This window comes from Listeria booriae (assembly GCF_000766865.1).
Lineage (GTDB): Bacteria > Bacillota > Bacilli > Lactobacillales > Listeriaceae > Listeria_A > Listeria_A booriae.
Genome location: NZ_JNFA01000011.1, coordinates 220,042 through 244,065, shown reverse-complemented (window position 1 = coordinate 244,065; position 24,024 = coordinate 220,042). Strand labels below are relative to the sequence as shown.

Genomic DNA, 24,024 nt, shown 5'->3' with positions numbered 1-24,024 from the left:
GAGAAAAATGATTACAAGAAAAATAATGGTAGATGCGATGGAATATAATTTTCAAATAGATGGAGCGAAATGGCAAGTTGGTTTTTCAAAATCGCAAACAAAGGTAAAAGACATGCGTCAATTGGCGTTATTAAAAGAACGGTCAAACTTCTTTGTGCCAGCAGATTTCGAAGATAAAGGAGAAGCACTTACGATCACGTTTGATACGGAAGACAAGATGACATGGGAGAACTTGCAAGCGCTTGGTCGTAACGATAAACTACGTGCAGTCGGCAATGTCGCGCGTTTTTCCGAGTTGTTGAAGACACGATTTACGTTTTTCCTACATCCGGATAACATGGTTTTTGATGTGAATGAGGTGCCGTACTTGGTGTACCGCGGGATTCGGGATGTTTTGCCGCCGTATACGATGACGGAAGAGAAATTTTTGAAGCAATATAAATGTCTGATTGTGGCGCTTTTTTCGAAAAAGTATTCGTACGATGAGCTGATTTCGGGGTCGCTGAACAATGCGAAGGGCACGGCGTTTGAGCGCAGCGTTATTGATGCGAAAGATTTGGCGGAGATTCAAACGATTTTGACGGAAAGCTATACGAAAGAAAAAGCATCCGTGGAGCGCAAAATGACGATGGTACCGCGTAAAAATTACCGTTTGTTTAAAGGCTTGACGATTGGTTTTATCATCGCAGCACTAGTTTTGGCAGTACCGGTTGTTTATTTTTCGTTTGTGAAAGTGCCGTTTCAGGAGAAATTGTTGAGCGCGAATGCGGCGTTTGTGGCGGGAGATTATGAGAAGGTAAGTACGGAATTAGAAGATGTTGACGCGAAGAAACTGCCTGTGGCGAGCAAGTATGAACTGGCGAAATCGTATTTGGAAATAGCGAGTTTGGCGAATTGGCAAAAAGATAAATTGCGTAAGCAGCTAACGTTGAAATCACCAGAAGACTTCATGTTGTATTGGATTTATGATGGCCAAGGCGAACTAGCGAAGGCGAAAGAAATTGCGATGGCACAGGAAGACACGCAATTGCGCCTTTATAATTTGTCTCGAGAATTGGATCAAGTAAACGCGGATAAAGAGATGAAAGCTTCCAAACAAGTGTCAGAGCGCGAACGAATCAAGAGCGAAATGACCAAAATCCAAGAAGACCAGAAGAAAACAGAAGAACAAATGGCGAAAGATGCTGCCGACCAAAAAGAAAAAGATAAAGCACAAGCAACATCGGAAGTAGAATAGGGGGATGGCAATGGAGAAGCAACTACTCACGATTAGTTATGGCAACCAGCTACATAAATGCCAATTAGATATAAAAAAAGAAGTGACGATCGGCGGCGATTTGCATCATACGGTGACTTATGAGAATTTCGCGGATACGTTGCAAGTGGCGTGGAATGAGGACGCAGAGCAATGGTATTTGGGAGATATGCCGCTTGCGTTGAATGAGCGTCTGAATTTGGAAACATCGGACGGGCAAGTGTTACAGCTTTATTTGACGGAAGATGTGGCGTCGCAAGTTTTTGATACGACGACGAAATATTCGATTACGTTTGGCGAGAAGGATTTTAATGATGTGGTGATTGCGGGTACGACGGCGGATTTGTTGTTTATTCGTGAAGAACTGGGTACGCCGTTTAAATTGAGCGTGTACGGCGGTGTCGTGTACCACAATTATTATCGCGTGGAATCGGAATGTTGGCTACAAGCTGGCGATCAGCTGTATTTCGACGGGGTGACAATGCGAATTGGGAAGGAAGACATCGAAGTGATGGCTGGCGAAGGCCGTGTGCATGCGACGCTAGCTCAACTTGTGGCGCCAGATAATGCGTTTAGTGATGATTATCCAGATTACCACCGTTCACCACGGATTATTTATCGCGCCCCAGAAAGCAATATTACGATTGCAAAACCACCTAGTAAGCCGTCAAAACCAAGTGAAGAACTGATGAAAATCATTATTCCGCCGCTAATTATGATTGCCATGTCGATTGTGATGATGATTTTGCGACCGAATCCGATTTTTGTATTGATGACACTCGGGATGACTGGCGCAACGCTAATTTTCTCGATAGTAACGTATGTGAAAAACCGCAAGAAATATAAAGTGGATATGAAAGAACGGGACGCGAGCTATCGTCGTTATTTGAAGGACAAAACATCCGAACTTCACGCGGCAGCCGAAGAACAAGCCCATTCGCTCCATTATCATTTTCCGACAGTATCAGAAGTGCGTGATATGGCGCTCTCTGTCGATTCCCGAATTTACGAAAAGACGATGTTCCACCATGACTTTTTGACGTATCGTGTTGGGACTGGGGAAGAGAATACCTCGTTTAATGTCGAATTTCAAGAGGAAGAATTTACACAAGACAAAGACGAGTTAGTAGACAGCGCAAAAGAGCTGAAATCGCAATATTATTCGGTAAAAGACGTGCCGATGGGGACGGATTTAATGCACGGACCAGTTGGCTATATCGGGCACCGTTCGCTAGTCATTGAGCAGTTGCAGCTGTTAGTAATGCAAACCGCCCTTTTCCACAGCTACTATGATTTGCAATTCATCACTGTTTTCCCAGAAGAAGAAAAAGAACAGTGGGACTGGATGCGTTGGTTGCCTCATGCGAGCCTGCGTGACATCAATGTTCGCGGTTTCGTATACCATGAACGTTCGCGCGACCAAGTGTTGAACTCACTGTATCAAATTTTGAAAGACCGTAAGATGGCGATCGATGAAAAAGGCAACAAGAACGAGCAAATGTACTTCTCACCGCATTACGTAGTATTAATCACCGATGAAAAACTAATGTTAGACCATACCGTCATGGAATTCTTTAACGAAGACCCGAGCGAGTACGGCGTGTCCCTTGTCTTCGTGCAAGACGTGATGCAAAGCTTGCCAGAACACGTAAAAACCGTTATTGACATCCGCGACGCAAAAAGCGGTAACATTTTGCTAGAACAAGGCGAACTAGTCAATCGTCATTTCGCACTGGATCATTTCCCAGCAGACTTCGACAAAGAAAGCGTCAGCCGAGCATTGGCGCCACTAAACCACTTACAAAACTTGAAAAACTCGATTCCAGAAGCCGTGACATTTTTAGAAATGTATGGTGTAGAGCGCGTGGAAGAACTAGGAATCAGTGCACGTTGGGAACAAAATGAGACCTATAAGAGCTTGGCCGTTCCATTAGGTTTGCGCGGAAAAGACGACATCGTCAACCTGAACCTACACGAAAAAGCCCACGGGCCGCACGGTTTGGTCGCAGGTACAACAGGTTCCGGTAAATCCGAGATTATTCAGTCCTACATCATCTCACTTGCCGTGAATTTCCACCCGTACGAAGTCGCGTTCCTGCTCATTGACTACAAAGGCGGAGGCATGGCGAATCTATTCAAAAACCTGCCCCATCTATTAGGAACAATCACGAACTTAGACGGCGCACAAAGCATGCGGGCCTTAGCATCCATCAAAGCCGAACTACAAAAACGTCAACGCTTATTCGGCGAACACGACGTCAACCATATCAACCAATATCAAAAACTATACAAACTAGGCGAAGCAACAGAAGCAATGCCCCATCTATTCCTGATTTCCGATGAGTTCGCCGAGCTAAAAAGCGAACAACCAGAATTCATGAAAGAACTAGTCTCCACCGCCCGTATCGGTCGTTCCCTAGGTATCCATTTAATCCTAGCAACCCAAAAACCAAGCGGCGTCGTGGATGACCAAATCTGGTCCAACTCGAAATTCAAACTAGCATTGAAAGTACAAAACGCGTCCGACTCCAACGAAATCCTAAAAACACCAGACGCAGCCGAAATCACACTACCAGGACGCGCCTACCTCCAAGTCGGCAACAACGAAATCTACGAACTATTCCAGAGCGCATGGAGCGGCGCCGACTACGTCCCAGACAAAGACGACCAAGAACAAGTCGACACAACAATTTACGCCATTAACGACCTCGGCCAATACGAAATTCTAACCGAAGACTTAAGCGGCCTAGGCGACAAAGAAGACATTTCAAAAGTACCATCAGAGCTTGACGCGGTTATTGACTATATTCATGACTACACAGAAGAAGCCAACATCGCGATGCTGCCACGTCCGTGGTTGCCGCCGCTAGAAGATATGATTTATTTGCCGGATTTGCACGTTGTGGATTACAAAGAAGCGTGGGCGAAAGAGAAATCCGAACTAGCGCCAGTCATCGGCTTCATGGACATTCCCGAAATGCAAGACCAACGACCAGTGGAAGTAAACCTATCGAAAGACGGACATATCGCCGTGTATTCAAGCCCAGGTTACGGGAAATCGACTTTCCTACAAACCGTTGTTATGGACTTAGCTCGCGCGCATAATCCAGCACACCTACACATTTACTTACTAGATTTCGGAACAAACGGGCTACTACCACTACGCGATTTACCACACGTTGCCGATACAATCATGCTAGACGAAGAAGAAAAAGTCGGCAAATTCGTTCGTCGTTTTGACCGCGAATTAAAAGACCGTAAACGCAAACTAAGCCAATTCGGCGTAGCAAACCTAGAAATGTACGAAAAAGCCAGCGGTGAAATTTTGCCAAATATCGTGGTTATTATTGATAACTTCGATCCTGTCAAAGAATCACCATTCCAAGAAGGCTTCGAAAAAGTAATGACACAAATTGCGCGTGAAGGTGCCGGCGTTGGTATCAACCTAGTCATCAGTGCAGGCCAACAAAACGCGATGCGCACGCCATTACTTTCTAATATTAAAACGCAAATTCCGCTTTACTTAATCGAATCATCCGAAGCACGAGGAATCATCGGACGTACCGAATTAACAAGCGAAGAATTACCAGGACGCGGCTTAGTCAAACACGATGACATTTCCGTATTCCAAACCGCGCTACCAAACCGAGGCGAAGACACATTACAAATCATCAGCGCAATCCAACAAGAAGCAAAAGAAATGTCCAGCGCATGGACTGGCACACGACCACTCCCAATCCCGATGGTTCCAGAATTACTACCATTCCAAGATTTCGCCTCATGGCAGTCTACACAAAGCATGTTAGCTCAAGGAATGTTACCATTTGCCGTTGATTTCGAGAACGTCGAACCAATCCCACTAGACTACAAAGAAAATCAAAACACACTAGTTATGAGTGATCGCACAGAACTTATCGAATCCACGATGGTTACCCTACTAGACGTGATGGTGGTCAACCCACAAATTGATATTATTCTGACGGACAATCCAATGTTGCGCTTTGCAGCATACAAGCCAAACGTAAACGCATATGGAAACGACACAGACACAATCACAGCCATTTTCAAAGAACTGCACAACCTTCTAGAAAATCGCCAAGACGGCTTCGCAGCATTGCAAAAAGAAACAGGTGGTCTAACAACAACAGCCGAATTCCTCAAAGACTCCCGCCCAGTTCTAACAGTTATCGGCGATCTAGATGTTATCGTCAATGGCATCAGCAGCGATCTAGAAACAGACTTTGTCAACCTGCTTGAAAACGGTCCAAGATTCGGCATCTACTTCATCATTGCCGGCAACACCAGCACAATGGGCCGCGGCTACAGCAAAGTCAGTGACACAATCAAAAAACAAAAATCCGGAATCGCACTATGCAAAGTCAGCGACCAAACCGTCATCGATGTCAGCAACAAAAACTACAAAGAACCAAACCTACTACCATTCGAAGCATACTACATCCGCAACGGCATAGCAGAAAAAATCAAAGTTGTAAAACCAGCGAAATAAGGAGGGATTTTAGTGGTACGAATTTTAGGAATAGACATCATGTCGAGCGAACTCGAGAAAAAACGAGACGATTACGACCGCTTGCATGACCGATTAAAAGATGCTATTCGAGAACACGATAAGCTAATAGGGGAAGCCAGAAATGCGCTTTCCTCCTATAAGAGCGCACATCCTAATTTCAACAATTCCGTGATTCCATCCAAGCATTTCGATTCGAAACGTGAGGAATTGACCACGAAATTAGAGAGCTACATTAACGACGCTAGCGATAAGCGTTCCAGTTTAACCGCAGCACGAGATAAGGCCTACGAGCGATATGTCCACTATAGAGATGCCGCGGCAAAGGAGGGGTAATTCATGGCAGATAAAGTAACGATTTACGGAGATAAAGCAATTGAAGCCAAAACCATCGCTAAAGAAATCGACAACTCGCTAAAAACAACTTACACCCAAGCAAAAGACTTACAAAACTACGTTAACGGAGTCTCATGGAAAGGAAAGTCCAAAAAAGCCTTCGTTGCCTATCTAGATATCATTGTTCAATATCATAACGACGTCAAATCAGCAATGAAAGAACAAAGCAAAGCTCTAGAGAATCTTGAGAAATACATCCAAGCTTACGATAGCGAAGCAAAAGTACGGGAGGTCAAAAACCTATGACAGAACAACACCATCCCAATGACTATTTTAGCTTAGAAGAAATGTATTTATTATTAGCGGCCACTGATGGCAATGTCCTATTTGGTTTTCCAGGCAAAGAAATGTTCCTTTTGCGCGATGATGACCCAATGGCTTTTGCCCATCAGCAACTCATCGCCAAAGAAATCCTAACCCCAGAAGGTGCCGTAACAAAAAGCGGGGCCTTCGTAATCAATAAATTATCCGCCTACCACCAAAGTAAAAAATACGTACGGTGCAATAACATCATGTTTTCATTCCAAGAAGAGAACAAAGAAGAAGTCGTTCTCATCATTGAAGCCGAAAAGAATAAATACTACCGACTACTCGTTTTATCCAAAGCACACGCGCTAAAAGTTCTTTACGACGGTTTTCCAATCGTTTCACGTGAGCCTGCAGAAGACGAGAAAACCTTCCTTACAGCCGAACTAAGCAACCAAGAAAAAAACGAAATCAAAGCCATGGAACTAAGCGACCCAGTATTCAATTTAGAAGTTTTTTACCTAGATAACTATCCAGCCGACATCACCGAACCAAGCTTCTATCAGAACTGGCTACTTTTCCTATACGGCGACAAACTCATCACACTAGACATTGCCCGCCAACAATATCAACAAGTTAGCCAATACTGGTTTATGAAGCAATTGTTTGATGAAATGGAGTTCCCATACAAGGAGGTGGCACAACATGGCTAATCAAATGATGGAAGGCGCAGGAGCAGGCGGTGGAGCAGCAGACATCTCCATTAGCGTCGACGAAATCTCAGCTATTTTCAACAAAATCAACGCGATTATAGTCGAACTCGAGAACCTTAATAAAACCACAGATGCCATCGGGAAAATCAAATTTTACGAAGATGGAGAAGCAAAAAAAGCGTTAGAAATATACGATAAAGCCAACAAAAAAGCAATGGATTTATACGACAACTATTCTCAGATTGCAGGACTAGTCGCGTATACCATTAATACGATGATGGAGCAAGACCAGTCACTCGGTCAGGAATTCTACACCAAACTAGACCTACCCGAGTAAAGAGGGGGAAAGCAACAGATGGATGTGAAATACAGCAACAATTCATGGGACAAGTCCAAAAATGCCCTAAAAACCCTGATCGGCCTCGGTTGGGGAAAAGGCGTCACAGACTATTTAAAAGACATCAATCGAAACTTCGAAGACGCCCAGAATGATATCCGTAAAGACGACCGCGACGGCGTTATCTCATTTAGTTTTACGGACAGAGAAAGCAAATACCAACAACTATTCGAAAAAATCGAAGTGCTGCACGACTACGCAAGCGACGCAGGCAGTATGGTCGAACGCGTCATTGACGAACCATTCTACAAAGACATCGACAAATTCGCCGAAAAAATGCGCGACCTATCCATTGACGATTACGAAACAAAAAATACCATCGGTGCCACGACCATCGTATCCACAGGCGCATACGGTTATGGCTACGGACAAACGACGACGGAAGTACCAAAAGACAGCATCAAACTGAGCGACATCATGGCAGGCGACAACTTCTTCGCAACAAACTTGAAAGCCCAATTCGCCGAATACAGCAAACAAAATCCCGACCAAGAATTCACATACGAACAGTACCAATCCGCGGTATCCAGTTCCCGAGCGTTCGAATACGAATCCATTCGAGACGGCCAACAAAACATCGAATTCTGGCGAGACATCGGCATTGCCGTCGTCATCATCGCAACCAGCATCGTCTGCCCACCCGCAGGATTGGCACTCGGCATAGCATATGGTACACTAGAATTGAGTAGCGCAGCGACCGGAAAAGACTGGCTAACAGGACGAGAAATGGACGCCGGAGAACGCGCGACCCGAGGCGCTTTTGCGTTGCTAGACATTATTCCGGGCGTAAAAGGCTTACACGCATTCAGCACAGCAACCAAAGCTGGCGGCGTAGCACTGGATGCCGTACAAGCAGGAAGTAAGCTAACATTGAAACAGACCGCAAAACAAGGACTATCCAACTTGGACGCGATGGGCAAACAAGCGTTGCGTGAGAGTGCAGAGCGGATAAGGAATGTGCCGAAGGTGTTGAAGGATGTTGCCAATATAACCTCGACCTCAATGAAAACACAGATGAAGAATGGCGCTGTACAGACAGGTAAAATACTAGATGTCTTGGAGGCTGGGGGAAGAAACCTTAACCCAAGAAGAATTGCTGTGTTACAAGATACAACTGGTAGCTTACATATAGCTCATAATACGGCAGAAAATGTGCATAGATTTGAGACTCTTGCCAAAGGCATCGGGGGAGCAAATATTAAGGATATCAGTAAATTTATTGAGGGATCTAAGAAGTTTGAAGATGTTCTAGGTGACTATGCTAAAATATACAAAGAGGCTGTGGAGTCCAATAAGCCTTGGTCTTGGGATGATACAATACCAGGTGGAGACAGCTTATCTGCTTCACAAAGAAGAAAAATAAAAGAAATGGCAATAGGTAAAGGGCATATTCCTGATGTGAAAGTTCATAAATCGGATGGAATGAGATATGGATTTGCTGATTTTGCTGAAGCAGGTGTGGTTGAAGAGACAGTTGATTTACCTGAATCACTCTGGAAATTATCTGATAAGGAACAATTTAGATGGCTAGATAAAAAAATTGGAGGAACAAGATCGGGAAGAACATGGCATCACACTGAGACACCAGGAAAGATGGAACTAATTCCGTTTGGTATACACAATATTACACCACATAATGGAGGAAGAACAACAGGAATGTGGGCAGATGCACCAAGATAATATATTTAGGAGGAGTAAAAATGGACATTAGAGAGGGAACGATTATCACCCCTTTACCAGAAGAAACACTTTTATTGGATAGAGAACGCAAATGGCGAGTAAAGTTACCCATCGCATATAAGGAATTTATAAAAAAGTACAATGGATCCTCACCAATCAAAGATAGCTTTTTGTGTAATAAACATGAGTATACAGTAGATCGTTTTCTATGTATTCTACAGGTTACTGGAAACAATGAAAATGAATATTATGATATCGGTGTTGTTAAAACTCAATTAGATGAGCGTATTGTTACAGATGAGGATTTGGTTGGTACTGAATTGTTGCCGATAGCTGTATTATTTGCAGGGGATTTTGTATGTTTAGATTATAGAGATAGTACTGAAGAACCTACTGTGTGCGTGTGGAATCATGAAGAGTCAGGAGATTTAGATCCCGTCACATATTTTTTGTGTGATAGTTTTACTACTTTCTTGAACTTATTAAGATAAAAATTATCAAACAGTAGCTATATAAATTAATTGATATATTGGCTAAATGTTGCCCCATTTTTAGCAGTATGGGAATAAAGAGTGGAGTCTATGGCTTAAGAATAGTTAGAGTCCCTATAGCAAAGATTTGAATAGATGTAAAAAAATAGAGAGAGCTATCGATATAGGTATTATGGCTCTCTCTGTATACTAGATTTGAATAAGTCTCGCTACATAAGAATAGCTACCTATGTGTTTATTAAAGCTAGGTGAGTACATATGATTTTAACATTCAATTTGTGCGCCTCTTTGTTATAGAAACTCTATTTGTGACAATTGATTGCTAGCAATTTACTTGGTTTAAGGAAACAAACACTGCGCGAGAGGGCGAAGTGAACTTGAAATGTGCCAAAAATATGACTCCCAATCAACTAAGCAGAACCTATCTAAATGTTAGAACACATTGATTTTCAAAGGAATGAGGCAGATGGACAATATTTTTTCAGACTTCAAAGCAGTTGAATCTGCTAGTCAAGAAATCATTAGAGAATATGAAGACAGTCTTCCAAAAGAAATAATAGATATTTGGAGGCTACATGGATTTGGTAGTTTTTTTAATGGATATATAAAAGTTGTCAACCCAAATGATTATAGGCAAGTTTTAGAAGAATCATATTTCAGAAATGATGTAGCGATACCAATATTTACAACTGGATTAGGCGATATTATAACATGGGAAGAGAATAAATACTTGATGCTAATTAAGTATAGAAAAAGCCAATTAAAAGGTATATCTTTTAAATATTTTTTCTCAGATTTAGAGGATGAGGAATTTGTTGAAGAAGAATTAGATTCCACTCAGTATTTTTCGGCTGTAGAAAAGCACGGGTCATTAAAACAAGAAGAGTGTTTTGGGTATACTCCACTTTTAGGATTAGGTGGGGCTGAAAAAGTAGATAATCTAAAAAAAGTTAAGCTAAAAGAACATATAATGATTATTACTGAATTTATGGGGCCAATTCAATAAGTTGGTAAAGGGAGCGGGCTATGGATGAAGCAGTTTAAAAGAAGTATCAATGGTAAGAGTGTAGCTGTTAAAGCTGAAGCAAAACTTAAACCGCAAGTTGATTTACTTTATAAATTTTTGTCAAATATTGAGACTAGCAATATAATCGATGGCTATTCCATTCAAATTGGTTGGGCTGTTTATTTTATAAGAGGAGCGGGTGACTCCTTTCAGCTCACTGTGCCTAATTTCAGTACCAACCCATTTGAAGATGAGACAACCGATCTCACAGTGGCTTTATGGATTCAGTTGCAACAATCTCATTTTTTGCGAAAAGTGAACGTAGATGGTGAGACAATCAAATTCAGTGATAAGGTAGTTGTAGCCAAGAATATTCTCCAGAAATCCGATATATACTTACAGCGTAGTGATGGGCAAGAAAAAGGAGACTCTGGCTGGTATAGTGGGGCGGTCAATGAAGTAGATGATACTGATGAGTTAGAAGCTTTTTATGCTTATCAGTTATTAAAAATCAGACCAGAATTGATTAAGGTTCTTGCGTTACCTTTTGAGTATATGGTTATTTTTAATAATGATGAAATCAAAGCAGTTTTGGATGCTGAGGATAATGATATATGGCTTAGCACAAAATAAATAATCTTTTTATAGCCCATAGAAGAGATGAGTTAACGAAACAATCATAAGGAGATAAATAAGATGGGAAAAGTAGAATAGCAATTTGCAGATGAAGTAGTAAGTTTGGAAGGTATAATCGCAATTCAAGAGTATTTAGGAATTAAGTTCCCAAACGATTATGTTGAGTGTGTCCAAATAAATAATGGAGCTAGTTTAGAACCAGAATTATTTGAATTAGAGACAGGCGCTGAGAAGGTTTTTGGTACATTATTGTCTTTTGACAAGGATAGTGATGAGTTCATTTTAGACGTTTTTGATGATTATAAACCCACTGTACCTGCAGATGTTATTCCTTTTGCTTTTGATCCAGCGGGAAATCTTATTTGTTTTGACTACAATAACAATGGAATCAGCCCAACTGTAGTTTACTGGAACCATGAGAATACTGAGGCAAAAGAGACTTTGATGCATGAAGCAGGTTTAAGCGCTGAGCAAGTTGAGGATTTGGCAAGAGAACATCTAACAGGTATAGCAACCACTTTTACTGCTTTTTTAGAAAAGATGCACGACTGAGGCAATGCAAAGTTAAAATGAGGTGCTGTGGACTAAATCAGTTCACAGTTCTTTGCTTAATTTAGATGGGAAACAGACTTTGTTTGAAAGTGCGGGACGGATACTGGATCTGATTGTATAGGGCAAGGCTACTTGCTGATGATTCATAGCATTGTAAAAATTCAGTTGAGCCAACTATTTGGTATGAAGTCATAAGGAGTTTGCAGAATTTAATTTGGTAACTCCCCCCTTTGACATGAATTTTGGAGGGGTTCTGCTTAGTTTTAAGCGTAAAAATTGTCTAGGTAAATTTCTAGCAAGGAGACAAAATTATGAGAGATAAGATCAAGCAAAAAACATATTTTAAAGCATACTTAGAGAATGAGGACCGTAAAATTGAAAAATACAAAATGATGGCGAACAAGGTGAGGGAAGAGCGTGGAGAAGATGATGAAGGTTTAAGAAGAGCATATATAATTATTCAAACATCATATTTCAACAAGCTCAATTGCCTATATTCAATGGGAGCGGAAATTGAGGAAATAAAAAAATTATATCCAAGTCTAGTCGAAATAATGACAAAAGTATGGAATAAAGAGAGTGGATATGTCCGGTTGCTATGGATGATTTCGATTGGAATCATGTTGGACATAGAAATAAAATATGTTAAAGAATTAGAAAACCTAGTGAAAGGTGACGCTCTTGAAGATTATTTAGTTGACTATTTACTTAGTTGTTGGGATAAAGAGTGGTCAAGTAGTTCAGAAACTTTCGTCTTCCCAGAACCGTATGGTGAACTTTATAGAGTTATAAATGAGCCAGATAAAGATAGTGCTTTAGATAAGCTGTCTCAGTATTTGAACGATTTATGGTATGCGGGGCATGATGATATATCTTGGTATGACTCGCATAAAGGAAAGAATGACACATATAACGGATATTGGTGCTACGAAAGTGGAGCGCTAGTAAAGATACTGAAACTAGACGATTCTAGCTTACAAAATTCCCCTTACTACCCATATGACATGGTTAATTACAAGTAATATAAAAATTTTTCATTAAATCATTGATAAATATTTTTTGGAATACCCAGAGAGTTCAATTTGATATTGGTTGTTTGAAGGGCTGTAAATAATCTTTTGTAGCCCTTTAGCATAGCTAAGTTAAACAATTAAACAAGATAAGAAAAATACCATAGCAGTTTGCAGATGAGATAGGAAGTTTGGAAAATATAGTCGTAATTCAAAATTATTTAGGAATTGAGCTCCAAGCGATTATGTGCAGTGTATTTAAATAATGTAGCTAGCTTATTTGAATTGGAGATGGGTACTAGGCGTTTAGATGCTTGTTGAAGTTTATTAAGTACATATGATGTTAATAATCAATTTGTGGTTCATTATCTAAAATCAACTCTTTCCGTGCTGATTTATTGTTAGTAATTTTATCAAGCAAAGGAAAAGCGGCTTAAAAAAGAAATACGAACACGCCAACGAACTCGTCACTTTAGCTGGTCGTATACACAAAGAAGTCATGCAAAACATTGACGGAAAGATTACCCAAGCAATGAATGACGCAGTAAAAACACTCGATAATGTCAATGAGGGGAACAATACCTACAAAACAAACAAACTCACATTTGACCAAACACACACCATCACTGATACTTATTCTGGGATGACTTCGACCTACACGACACAAAGCAAATACACCTTAGATCAAATACTGAACTCGAGTGACACACCTATCCATGCAGCTAAAATACTCTACGACGAACGCGTAAAACTAATCAATCAACTCATGGAAAATGGCGAAATTACAGACAAAGACACCATCAAAGAATTAAAAGGAATGAGCAACGACGACTTAGTCCGCGCATTCTATCCAACCCAACTAGGCGAATTTGAAGAACTAAAGTCAACCTGGCATGAAAACAATGCGGGCTGGCTAAAATGGGTAGACATCGGTTTAAGCGTCGTGGTAGGCGTGGCCTTAGTAGCCTCCGCATTTGTCACAGGTGGCGCTTCCCTCCTGTTAGCAGCCCCCGCGCTCGCTTATTTAGGCACGAAAGCCGTCGTCGGAATCACAGGCGGCACAAACATGATTACAGGAGATATACTAGACACTGAAGACAAAGTATGGCTAGGCGTAGATTTCATCGCCTCAAGCCTATCGTTCGGAGCAGGAGCCCTCGTGACAAAACTAGGAACAAGCCTAAAAGAAGGCTCAACACTCGCAAGCACACTCAAACTCGCAGGCAACGCAGAAAATATAGCGGGAAAAATCGACCTAGCCGTAACAACCATCAAAAACCCACTACTAGGCATGACACTAATCGGAGGAGAAAAAGGCATTGGCCTCATCGCATCCAAAGTCATCAGCAAATTCAACGTCCGCCGAGTAGCCGCAGCAATTGACGAATCCAGCCTAGGCAAAGGCTGGCACGATTATTTCGACACCTCGGATTTTAATGATTTGTATGGTACTCAGCGAAATCGTCTGAAAGACCTGTCATCGAAACTAGGTGGTGGCTTTACCGAAGAACAATTGGCTATCATTAATAAGTACTATGATTTCCAATTGCCACATGGTGTGGGAGATGGGGCTTATACGGGGATTGGGATTAGAGAATGGCACAATGGGATAGACATAGATATTGATGATCAAGCAACTGTAGATAAATTCATTAAAAAAGTTGTTCAATTCAATGATGACAATTCGTTACGGATAAACGTACTATCAAATGAACAAAGCAAGCACTTAAAAGGCCTTGCAGAAGGGACAACTATACGATTGATGAAGGATGGTATTCCAGAAGAATTCTGGAATGATATATACAGTAAACTCAATATTCCCAAAGGCATAAGAGGTATTGAAATACTAGGGAAATGATGAATAGTGAGGTGTGCAGACATGAGTTTTTTTAAAAAAATACTGGGTGGAATTAATTATAATAGTGCCAAAAATCTATACGGAACAGTGGAAGATTGGGAAGCGGCGAGTCCAAGTGAGCTAAAAAAATATAAAGAAAACATTGCCCAAGCTGTGGAAGCAAAACATATAACACCGGGAATGTTAGGACGTTTTCTCATAGTAACAGGTGATGCTGAAGAGGGAGAGAGGATTCTTAACAATGCAGTTCAAGACGGTGTAGAGAATGCTGAAAAGGATTACTCAGATACTTTGGCTTATTACTATGTGCAAAAAGGGAAGTATAATACAGCAGTGAAGCAGGATAAGTGGTTCAATAAATGGATAAATGCCAGTGAAAAATGCGTAGAGCAAGGTCAAAAAAATGCAGAATCAAGTTTGGCGAATATTTACACAACTTGGTATGGTATAAATGATTCTGAATTCGAAAATATAGTGGGAAGGATTGTTGATTTGTTTGAGGTAGCTACTACAAAACATCAATCTATGGCAGCACTGAATTATGGAAGGTTTATTGAGAGTACACTAAGTAGCGATGATTATAGGCGGAGAAATACACCGAACTACAGATCTTTACAAGATGCTGAAATATATTTTATCCAGGCAGTAAAAGATGAAAAAGGAACTCAGTTTGAAGAATCTGCTCATAATTCTCTCGTTAGCTTCTACTCAAGTTTAGTAAATCTAAGGCTACATGAGATTTTGGATTCCTATTTCAAACAGGAAGAATTTTCTACTACATCTAAGGAAACTGTATCTATATATCAAAATGGATTAAAATATCTTAAACAAAATGATGAAGTATCCAAGGCTGTCAAGAAGTCATTGGATAATTATATGGCACATTTTGATTTTGTAATATTAGCCAGCATATTGAGAAAAAACAAAGATTTCAAAGAGATTGCAGATAATTATGTTTGGCAAGTAAGTAAAAAACATTTTCCAAATGCACATGTAACTATTCCGAAAGATGAATGTCTCACTGAAATGACAACCTATTTTATGGGAAATGAAGATGAATTAATCAAAGAACATAACTTTAGTCAAGCATTCTATGATTTTATAGAAAAAATATTAGCGAAGGCTTAAAACCAGTGCAAATACAAAATGAAATGATAAGGTACTAAAATTTGTAGTAGCTTATCATTTCTTACATAGCAAAGAGAATATAGTCTTGAAATAAGATGCCTTTAATATAGGTTACTCAATTTAGGGACAGTTAAATTTATAGAAAATATAGCTGGAGGTTAATTTAATGGAAAGAGAATTAAATAGTCAATATAAGAAAATAGCGGAATTAGTAAATAAAATGATTCCCGAGCCTTGGGAAATAATACATTTGTATGCGCAGATTTCAGATACAGGTGGTGGAGTCTATTTTTATTACAAATCAGAACAGTATGAGGACTATGTATATAGTTTAGAACTAACTAAACTATATAATATAAATAAAGCAGAACATGATAAGAATGAATATGAGCTATATAAATTGGCAAAAAAATTACAGGCGATTTTCAAAGAAAATGATCAAGAACCTTGGTACTCTTTTACGATGAGTTTACAAAAAAACGGCAAATTTAAAATGCATTTTGATTATACTAATTGGTTTGATACAGAATATAGTTTTAGCGACCAGATGACAATTTGGAAGTATAAGTATTTAGATGAAAAGCCACAAGACATGAAATTGCAACAAGTCATTGAAAAATATTTAGCAGAATATCCATCCAATCCTATTTAATCCAAATAGACTTGAAGTACGCGGTGCAGAGTCTATTTTTAATAATCAAAAATACATTTATTCCGTAAGAGCTTAGCGCAGGAGGTCAGACATTATGATAAATTTACCAGATTTTAAAAAAGTTTTATCTATGCCACAAGAAGTAATAAGTGGATATGAAGGCAAAATACCCGAAGAATTACTCTCGGTGTGGAAAGATTCGGGTATTGGTAGCTTTTCAAATGGATATTTAAGAGTAATAAATCCTAATGATTACTTGGAAATATTAGAAGAGAGTTATATTCGTTTTGAAAAAGCAATTCCTATTTTAACAACTGGGATGGGAGATATTCTTGTGTGGGAAGATGGTTACGTTTTACAACTCAAATATCGCAAAGGGGAGGTTGAAGTTGCAGCTGGTAAATTCAAGTTCTTCTTTAAAAATGCAGTGGACGATTATTTTTTAGAAAAGGCACTTGATTGGGGTTCATATGAAGAAGCAATTAAAGTATATGGCGAGCCAGATTTTGATGAGTGTTTTGCTTACACACCATTGCTCGGCTTAGGTGGACCTGAGAAAGTAGACAACTTACAAAAGGCTAAGTTGAAGGAGCATATATACTTAATTACTCAGTTCATGGGCAAATTAGAATAGCAAATTGTTGTTTAAACCGGATTGTTGGATAATATTTCTATAGTCCGGTTTTTGCATAACCTGTATCAACACTAGGATACAAAGGAGTATTTATGAAAAAAACAGAATTTCATCAACCTACAGGTGAGGTAATTGAAAATATAAGTATTGACCAAATGAAGAAGTACGTTATTGATGAGTTTATAGAATACTGGAAACAAGGCAGTGGAGATGGATTCATTAATTATTAAGGTATGTAAAGTAGTTACTGATTCAAATAAACTAAATTATTCTTGGAGCAGAGTTTATTTGATGGGGAGCAAACAAATGTCATTGATATAATAGAGCGTGGGAAATACATAGATTAGCGTGAGGGTGAATAAAAATGATTGAAAAAGTTGAGGATATTTGCTCAAGTGAGCAGGCATTATTGTTATTAGCGCTATCAGAACATATTAGTGTACAGTTGTCTGATTTCGAAGATTTTTCCATTGCTCGGCAGGCTTTGAACGCTTGTTGGGATAGGTTAGTAGATAAAACAATAGATCCGGACAGCTTATATTGGTTCTTAGAGAATCTGGACGATACAGGTATTTTAACCGTCATGCAGTCAGAAGATGATGCACGAAAATTAAAAGTATGGATTTGCATAGCTAACGCGATGGTGCTTATTCTTAAAGAGGCATATGCTTCTCAGGCTGACGAGTATTTACCAGCGACTATAGAAGCAGCAGACATAAGGATCGTGGAAGAATTTTTTAATAACTTTCAAAATGTTTGTGAACATTCACGAATTATTATAAATAAAGTATTAACTTATTTAATGGAAATTGATGCTGTTGAGAGAATTAATAGGGCTGAAATCTTAGAGTTAGTGGGTATTTGCGATAGCAAGTCATCAGATAAACATGAAAAAAAGTGTTATCCAAGTATGTAGCTACTTGATCCAAGCAAGAATAGGAGCAGAATAAGAAGCTTATAGATGAATACCATTTAGGAGGAATAAATATGAGCTTTGAAACAGAATTAAACCAAATATATCAAAAAATAGCGCAGAAAATTAATGACATGATTCCAGTGGAATGGAAAGAGTTTCATTTCCATGCAGAGATACAGGATGGGGATGGGGGAGTTTATTTCTTCTTCCAACCCTCTAACAAGCAAGAATATGTATATAGCTATTTCATACCTGAAGTATATGGTGTAGAGAAATCAAGCTTTGATAATTCTGAGGATGAATTATTTGATTTAGCTATTGATTTACAAAGTGAATTTATAGAAAATGAAATGGAGCCTTGGTTTTCGGTTACTTTAAGTGTAGATGAAAATAGAAAAATAAAAATACATTTTGATTACTTAGATTGGAATAAATCAAATTTTGGTCCATCAGATAGAATGAAATATTTTCAATTCAAGCAATTGAACGCGTTAGACTTAAATGAAAATAATAAAAAATTAGTCGATGCGATGAGCGAATATGAAAAAATAAATGCTTAATAAGAATTTGTAGCATTCGACTAAAAACATAGGAGAAGATTGCCTTGATGCAAGACAACCAACAAATTGCTAAACATATATTAGAAAATGTGGGTGGACAACCTAAGGTCATTAAGTACAGAGATGCAAATGAAGCATCAGCAATTGATATTTTTATGGCTGAAAATAAACCCCAGCTGGGAGTTACAACCTGTGCAACGATAGGATTATCTGAAAGTTCCATAGGTCTGGTATTGGGAACTGGTAAAGAGTTAAGAACAGAATTTATTGGAGTTTACGGTAATAACTTCACTAAATTTCCCAATATAGTTAGCAGTTGCGCATTCAATATTATGAATGATAATTTTCTATGCAGACCAGGAACTGTATATCCCAATGTTATAGACGAATATTACAAGGATACTGAAATGAAACATGTATTACTTACTTCACCCTTCTTATGGGAGAACCTAACTAACATTGAGACGGAAAGTAAAGTGATCACTTGGTTACTACTAATTCCAATTTCTGAATCTGAACTTGAATATCTTAATGACAATGGAAGTGATGCACTGGAGAGTTTATTTGAAGAGGAGCAAATAGACATTTTCGATATAAATAGGAAATCCATGCTGTAATGATCTGGTCTGCTTTCAACTTCCAATAAGAATAAACATATTCGTTAAGCCTCATCATTTATGTTATAGGAATCAAATTGTGTCATCCTTCAATTTAGACAACATTTTACGCTCTTTTTCTCCCAATCCCACCATACCCATCATATAAACGAACAATCTAGAACATCTTTTCACAAATCGTTCGATAATTGATTGACTATTGAAATGACAAACGGTACAATTAAGAGTGGAAAAAGTATGGGATTCCGTACTTAAAAGATCAATTAAATGAGGTGTTTAGATGTCTTCAGTTGTTGTTGTAGGAACACAGTGGGGCGATGAAGGAAAAGGAAAGATTACAGATTTCCTTTCGGAGAATGCAGAGGCAATCGCGCGTTACCAAGGTGGTAATAATGCGGGTCATACGATTAAGTTTGATGGGGAAACGTACAAGTTGCACTTAATTCCATCGGGTATTTTTTACAAAGAGAAGATTAGTGTAATCGGAAATGGTATGGTTATTGACCCTAAGGCGCTTGTAACCGAGCTTAAATACTTGCATGACAGAGATGTGGACACTAGCAACTTGCGTATTTCTAACCGTGCGCACGTGATTTTGCCGTACCACATTCGCATTGATGAAGCTGACGAAGAGCGCAAAGGCGCAAACAAAATCGGTACAACGAAAAAAGGAATCGGCCCTGCGTACATGGATAAAGCTGCCCGTGTGGGAATCCGCATTGTTGATCTTTTAGACAAAGAGACATTCAAAGAGAAATTAGAACATAATTTACAAGAGAAAAACCGTTTATTAGAGCGTTTTTACGAGCTTGAAGGTTTTAAAATTGAGGATATTCTTGAAGAGTATTACGAGTATGGCCAGCAGTTCAAACAATATGTTTGCGATACAGCCGTTGTTTTAAATGACGCGCTTGATGATGGCAAACGTGTTCTTTTTGAAGGTGCGCAAGGGGTTATGTTGGATATTGACCAAGGTACGTATCCTTTCGTAACGTCGAGTAACCCGATTGCTGGTGGTGTAACGATTGGTAGCGGTGTTGGTCCGTCGAAAATTAACCATGTTGTTGGTGTGGCGAAAGCTTATACAACGCGTGTTGGTGATGGCCCGTTCCCGACAGAATTAGATAATGAAATCGGCGACAGAATCCGTGAAGTTGGCCGCGAATATGGAACAACGACAGGCCGTCCGCGCCGTGTAGGTTGGTTCGACAGTGTTGTTGTACGCCATGCCCGCCGTGTAAGTGGTTTAACAGACCTTTCCTTGACACTGCTTGACGTATTAACAGGCATTGAGAAATTGCAAGTTTGCGTAGCCTACAAATTAGATGGCAAAGTAGTCGAAGAATTCCCAGCGAGCCTAAAAGAATTAGCCCGTTGTGAACCAGTTTACGAAGAACTACCAGGCTGGACAGAAGACATCACAGAAGTAAAATCCTTAGACGACCTACCAGCAAACGCCCGCCACTACATGGAACGCATCGCCCAGCTAACCGGCGTCCAAGTCTCCATGTTCTCCGTAGGACCAGACCGCTCACAGACACATGTGGTTAAGAGTGTGTGGCGCCTATAAAGCCGAACGGGCTCGTCCAGCTCCGACAAAAACTGGAGCGGCCGCAGTAAAAAGCCGCTCTTGCTTTTTGCGGAGGGCGTGAAGTTTTCGAGGAGCTAGCCCGTGAGGCTGGATTCGGAGACGCGAAACATGACGCAACCCAAGGAACGAATGCTCACGTTGTTCGCACTCATATTGAGGCTCTAACTCAGTGAAAGACGCTTCATAAGAGCCACAACAAAAACTGGAGCGGCCGCAGTAAAAATCCTCTTTTGATTTTTATGGAGGGCGTGAAGTTTTCGAGGAGCTAGCCCGTGAGGCTAGATTCGGAGACGCAAAACAAGACGCAACCAAAGGAACGAATGCTCACGCTATTCGCACTCATATTGAGGCTCTAACTCAGCTAAAAACGCTTCGTAAGAGCCACAACAAAGAGAAGTTCAGGACTCACCCCCTAACTTCTCTTTTTTCGCGTATACATAATCTCCATCCCATTTTCAAAATCAGGATTCAGCGCAAAATCAAATCTTTTCAACAACCTCAAAGACGCCAAATTCTCTTTATGCGTCACAGCATCAATCAAAAGCAAATCCGTCTCCTCAAAACCATACGCCAATACAGCCTCCAGCGCCTCCTGCATATACCCAAATCCCTGCGAATCAGGCATCAACTCATACCCTAAATCCGCTCGCGTAAGATTTTCAGAATAATTCCAAAGACAGATCGTTCCAATAAACTCATCCGTTTCCTTCAAAGTCAAAGCCCAGAAAATCCAAGCATTATTCGCCACTCCCGCATTAATTTTCTCAATAAAAGCCAGTGCTTCCTCCAGATTTCCCTGCAATGGCCGCTCTTGAAACGCAGCAACGCTCTCGTTCGAACGCAATGCAAAAATCGAATCGCAGTCATCATTAGTCATTTCTCGCAACGTAAGCCGCTCCGTGTACAGTATCGGAAATTTCATCCTACTTCCCCTCCTATTTCTTCGAGCATAAATCATCCATTTCCAAATAGCAACTAAGTGCATAAATAACTTGATTTACTTTAAAGTTTATCAAAAAGCGCATGCTTGACATTATGGTTCATTATTTTGTATAATTCATTTAAGATAGCGCTTTCTATTGATTAACCATTAAGTTTATGTAAGCGTTTCTTATTTTCGAGAGGAGCGATATAAATGTTAAGAAAAGAATATCCACGACCGCAATTTGTACGAGAAAACTGGCTTAACTTAAACGGAAAATGGGAATTTGCCTTTGATGATGAAAACATTGGCTTGCGAGAAGGCTGGTTTCGCGAAGACGCCGAGTTCCCACACGAAATCGAAGTACCATTCGCCTACCAAACAGAACTCAGCGGTATCAACGATCAGACCCACCACAATATTGTTTGGTATCGTCGCGAATTCACGCTGGACAACGAATTGGCCGGCAAAGAAGTAAAACTGCATTTTGGAGCGGTAGATTACCAAGCAAGCGTCTTTGTAAATGGGCAAAAAGTTGGCGAACATGAAGGCGGGCATACCTCGTTCACGCTTGATATTACGCCATTTGTTGCTGCGAAGGAGTCCGTGAATTTGGTTGTCCGCGTGTACGATCCCCAAGACGACGAAACGATTCCGCGTGGCAAGCAAAGTTGGACGCCGGAACCCGATGCGATTTGGTACACAAACACAACTGGAATTTGGCAAACCGTTTGGCTGGAAATCGTGGACGCGATACATATCGACAAACTCCGCATGACGCCTAACGTTGATACAGGTATGGTCGAATTAGATTTAATTTTCGCAGGAGGCACAAAAGGTAAGCGCTTACGATACGTGATTCATTTTGACAAAACACTCATCGCCGAAGACACCGTGACACTAACAGAAAACCACCTCCAACGCGATGTCGCGGTTTACCAAAAACACATTTTCCGCTCACCAAACCATAACGATGGCTGGAATTGGACACCAGAAAATCCGAACCTATTCCAAATCCAATTTTGCCTTGAAGATGATTCTGCCATTTACGATCAAGTTTCCTCCTATTTTGGCATGCGAAAAGTCCACACCGAGGCTGGAATGGTCTATCTAAACAACCGCCCATACTATCAAAAACTGGTGCTCGACCAAGGCTACTGGCGAGAAGGACTGTTAACCGCGCCGTCTGACGAAGCATTGCGCCACGACATCGAACTAGCCAAAGAAATGGGTTTCAACGGCTGCCGCAAACATCAAAAAGTAGAAGACCCACGATTCTTGTATTGGGCAGACACATTGGGATTTCTAGTCTGGGGCGAATGCGCGGCAGCACCAGTTTACACAGAAGACGCTGCGACACGACTAACCCGCGAATGGCTAGAAATTATCGAACGCGACTATAACCATCCAAGCATCGTGACCTGGGTGCCAATTAACGAAAGCTGGGGCGTGCCAAACATTCATAATAACCGCGAACAACAACACCACACCCAAGCGATGTATCACCTAATTCACTCACTAGACAAGACGCGCCTAGTCATCTCAAACGACGGCTGGGAAATGACTGAGACCGATATTTGCGCCGTGCATAATTATTCCCATGGCCGCGAAGACGAACCAAAAAAATATGCAGATTTCAGCGCAACAATCCACACCAAAGAAGCCATCCTAAAATCCCAATCCACACTAAGAGCCATTTACGCAGCAGGCTTCGAACATCAAAACACCCCGATTTTACTAACAGAATTCGGCGGAGTAGGCTATCAAACCGGTGAACAAACAGGCTGGGGCTACACATCCGTCAAAAACGCGGAAGAATTCATCGCCGATTATGCACGAATCATGGATGCCGTATACAGCTCCAAAGCACTGCACGGCTACTGCTACACCCAACTAACCGACGTCGAAGTAGAAATCAACGGTCTGCTAACATACGACCGCGAGCCCAAATGCGATTTAAGCAAAATCCGCGCAATAAACGACCAATATTTCAACCAAATCGTCGAATAAAAAATATACAATAAGATGTGTGAAATGTTTGCCAAGCAGCAACGAAAGTGCTAGAATGAATCTTGTCGATAAAAACATTTTATCACATCGGGTTGTTAGCTCAGTTGGTAGAGCAGCTGACTCTTAATCAGCGGGTCGGGGGTTCGAAACCCTCACAACCCATCTTAGAGCCTTAACGGTTTTCACCGTTTATGAAGGCTCTTTTTTGTTTGTGAAATTGCAAAAAATT

Annotated in this window: 23 protein-coding genes and 1 tRNA gene; 23 read left to right on the top strand and 1 reads right to left on the bottom strand. The window is 40.4% G+C overall.

Going from position 1 to position 24,024, the window contains the following annotated elements:
• Positions 1-7 precede the first annotated feature (7 nt).
• From essB to EP57_RS04360, 21 genes are all read left to right on the top strand, one after another.
• A complete protein-coding gene (essB, locus tag EP57_RS04455; protein ID WP_052167549.1) occupies positions 8-1,237 on the top strand; it encodes a type VII secretion protein EssB in 1,230 nt (409 codons plus the stop codon).
• Positions 1,238-1,247: 10 nt separating this feature from the next.
• On the top strand, positions 1,248-5,762 hold the full coding sequence (gene essC / locus EP57_RS04450; RefSeq protein ID WP_036084578.1) for a type VII secretion protein EssC: 4,515 nt from the start codon (positions 1,248-1,250) through the stop codon (positions 5,760-5,762).
• A 12-nt stretch (positions 5,763-5,774) separates the two neighbouring features.
• A complete protein-coding gene (locus EP57_RS16410; protein WP_052167548.1) occupies positions 5,775-6,116 on the top strand; it encodes a hypothetical protein in 342 nt (113 codons plus the stop codon).
• A gap of 3 nt (positions 6,117-6,119) precedes the next feature.
• On the top strand, positions 6,120-6,422 hold the full coding sequence (locus EP57_RS04440; RefSeq protein ID WP_036084573.1) for a WXG100 family type VII secretion target: 303 nt from the start codon (positions 6,120-6,122) through the stop codon (positions 6,420-6,422).
• Positions 6,419-7,135 (top strand): DUF5081 family protein, encoded by a 717-nt coding sequence (locus EP57_RS04435; protein WP_036084571.1) that lies wholly within the window; start codon positions 6,419-6,421, stop codon positions 7,133-7,135. The genes EP57_RS04440 and EP57_RS04435 overlap by 4 nt, the downstream gene beginning before the upstream one ends.
• Complete coding sequence (locus tag EP57_RS04430) at positions 7,128-7,472, top strand: hypothetical protein (RefSeq protein WP_036084568.1); 345 nt, start codon at positions 7,128-7,130, stop codon at positions 7,470-7,472. The genes EP57_RS04435 and EP57_RS04430 overlap by 8 nt, the downstream gene beginning before the upstream one ends.
• Positions 7,473-7,490: 18 nt before the next feature.
• Complete coding sequence (locus EP57_RS17145) at positions 7,491-9,212, top strand: HNH endonuclease signature motif containing protein (protein WP_241480705.1); 1,722 nt, start codon at positions 7,491-7,493, stop codon at positions 9,210-9,212.
• 20 nt (positions 9,213-9,232) lie between these two features.
• On the top strand, positions 9,233-9,703 hold the full coding sequence (locus tag EP57_RS04420) for an SMI1/KNR4 family protein (protein WP_036084567.1): 471 nt from the start codon (positions 9,233-9,235) through the stop codon (positions 9,701-9,703).
• A gap of 466 nt (positions 9,704-10,169) precedes the next feature.
• Positions 10,170-10,709, top strand: a complete 540-nt coding sequence (locus tag EP57_RS04415) for a T6SS immunity protein Tdi1 domain-containing protein (RefSeq protein ID WP_036084565.1) — start codon at positions 10,170-10,172, stop codon at positions 10,707-10,709.
• 24 nt (positions 10,710-10,733) lie between these two features.
• Complete coding sequence (locus EP57_RS04410; protein ID WP_036084563.1) at positions 10,734-11,342, top strand: immunity protein Imm33 domain-containing protein; 609 nt, start codon at positions 10,734-10,736, stop codon at positions 11,340-11,342.
• 105 nt (positions 11,343-11,447) lie between these two features.
• Positions 11,448-11,897 (top strand): SMI1/KNR4 family protein, encoded by a 450-nt coding sequence (locus EP57_RS04405; protein ID WP_241480704.1) that lies wholly within the window; start codon positions 11,448-11,450, stop codon positions 11,895-11,897.
• A 311-nt stretch (positions 11,898-12,208) separates the two neighbouring features.
• Entirely contained in the window at positions 12,209-12,919 is a 711-nt protein-coding gene (locus EP57_RS04400) for a PoNe immunity protein domain-containing protein (RefSeq protein WP_036084560.1), read from the top strand.
• 487 nt (positions 12,920-13,406) lie between these two features.
• A complete protein-coding gene (locus EP57_RS04395) occupies positions 13,407-14,765 on the top strand; it encodes a hypothetical protein (RefSeq protein ID WP_036084557.1) in 1,359 nt (452 codons plus the stop codon).
• Between the two features lie 21 nt (positions 14,766-14,786).
• Positions 14,787-15,893, top strand: coding sequence for a hypothetical protein (locus EP57_RS04390; protein WP_036084555.1), 1,107 nt, complete (start codon positions 14,787-14,789; stop codon positions 15,891-15,893).
• Positions 15,894-16,059: 166 nt separating this feature from the next.
• A complete protein-coding gene (locus EP57_RS04385; RefSeq protein ID WP_036084553.1) occupies positions 16,060-16,545 on the top strand; it encodes an immunity protein YezG family protein in 486 nt (161 codons plus the stop codon).
• Positions 16,546-16,639: 94 nt separating this feature from the next.
• A complete protein-coding gene (locus EP57_RS04380; protein WP_036084551.1) occupies positions 16,640-17,179 on the top strand; it encodes a T6SS immunity protein Tdi1 domain-containing protein in 540 nt (179 codons plus the stop codon).
• Positions 17,180-17,271: 92 nt separating this feature from the next.
• Positions 17,272-17,409 carry a hypothetical protein gene (locus EP57_RS16925; protein ID WP_159106413.1) on the top strand — a complete coding sequence of 46 codons (138 nt, stop codon included), beginning with the start codon at positions 17,272-17,274 and terminating at the stop codon, positions 17,407-17,409.
• 134 nt (positions 17,410-17,543) lie between these two features.
• Positions 17,544-18,095 (top strand): Imm6 family immunity protein, encoded by a 552-nt coding sequence (locus EP57_RS04375; protein WP_036084547.1) that lies wholly within the window; start codon positions 17,544-17,546, stop codon positions 18,093-18,095.
• Between the two features lie 71 nt (positions 18,096-18,166).
• Positions 18,167-18,655 carry an immunity protein YezG family protein gene (locus EP57_RS04370; RefSeq protein ID WP_036084546.1) on the top strand — a complete coding sequence of 163 codons (489 nt, stop codon included), beginning with the start codon at positions 18,167-18,169 and terminating at the stop codon, positions 18,653-18,655.
• Between the two features lie 47 nt (positions 18,656-18,702).
• Positions 18,703-19,272, top strand: a complete 570-nt coding sequence (locus tag EP57_RS04365) for a suppressor of fused domain protein (protein ID WP_036084545.1) — start codon at positions 18,703-18,705, stop codon at positions 19,270-19,272.
• A 280-nt stretch (positions 19,273-19,552) separates the two neighbouring features.
• Positions 19,553-20,842 carry an adenylosuccinate synthase gene (locus EP57_RS04360; protein WP_036084544.1) on the top strand — a complete coding sequence of 430 codons (1,290 nt, stop codon included), beginning with the start codon at positions 19,553-19,555 and terminating at the stop codon, positions 20,840-20,842.
• 433 nt (positions 20,843-21,275) lie between these two features.
• Here EP57_RS04360 and EP57_RS04355 read toward each other — a convergent pair whose 3' ends face one another.
• The gene (locus tag EP57_RS04355) at positions 21,276-21,785 is read right to left on the bottom strand and encodes a GNAT family N-acetyltransferase (RefSeq protein WP_036084541.1); all 510 of its coding nucleotides are present in this window, start codon (positions 21,783-21,785) and stop codon (positions 21,276-21,278) included.
• A 213-nt stretch (positions 21,786-21,998) separates the two neighbouring features.
• Between EP57_RS04355 and EP57_RS04350 the strand changes: the two genes are divergently transcribed.
• Both EP57_RS04350 and EP57_RS04345 read left to right on the top strand, forming a co-directional pair.
• Complete coding sequence (locus EP57_RS04350; RefSeq protein WP_036084537.1) at positions 21,999-23,795, top strand: glycoside hydrolase family 2 protein; 1,797 nt, start codon at positions 21,999-22,001, stop codon at positions 23,793-23,795.
• An 89-nt stretch (positions 23,796-23,884) separates the two neighbouring features.
• Positions 23,885-23,957: transfer RNA gene (locus tag EP57_RS04345), tRNA-Lys, on the top strand.
• Positions 23,958-24,024: the final 67 nt, after the last annotated feature.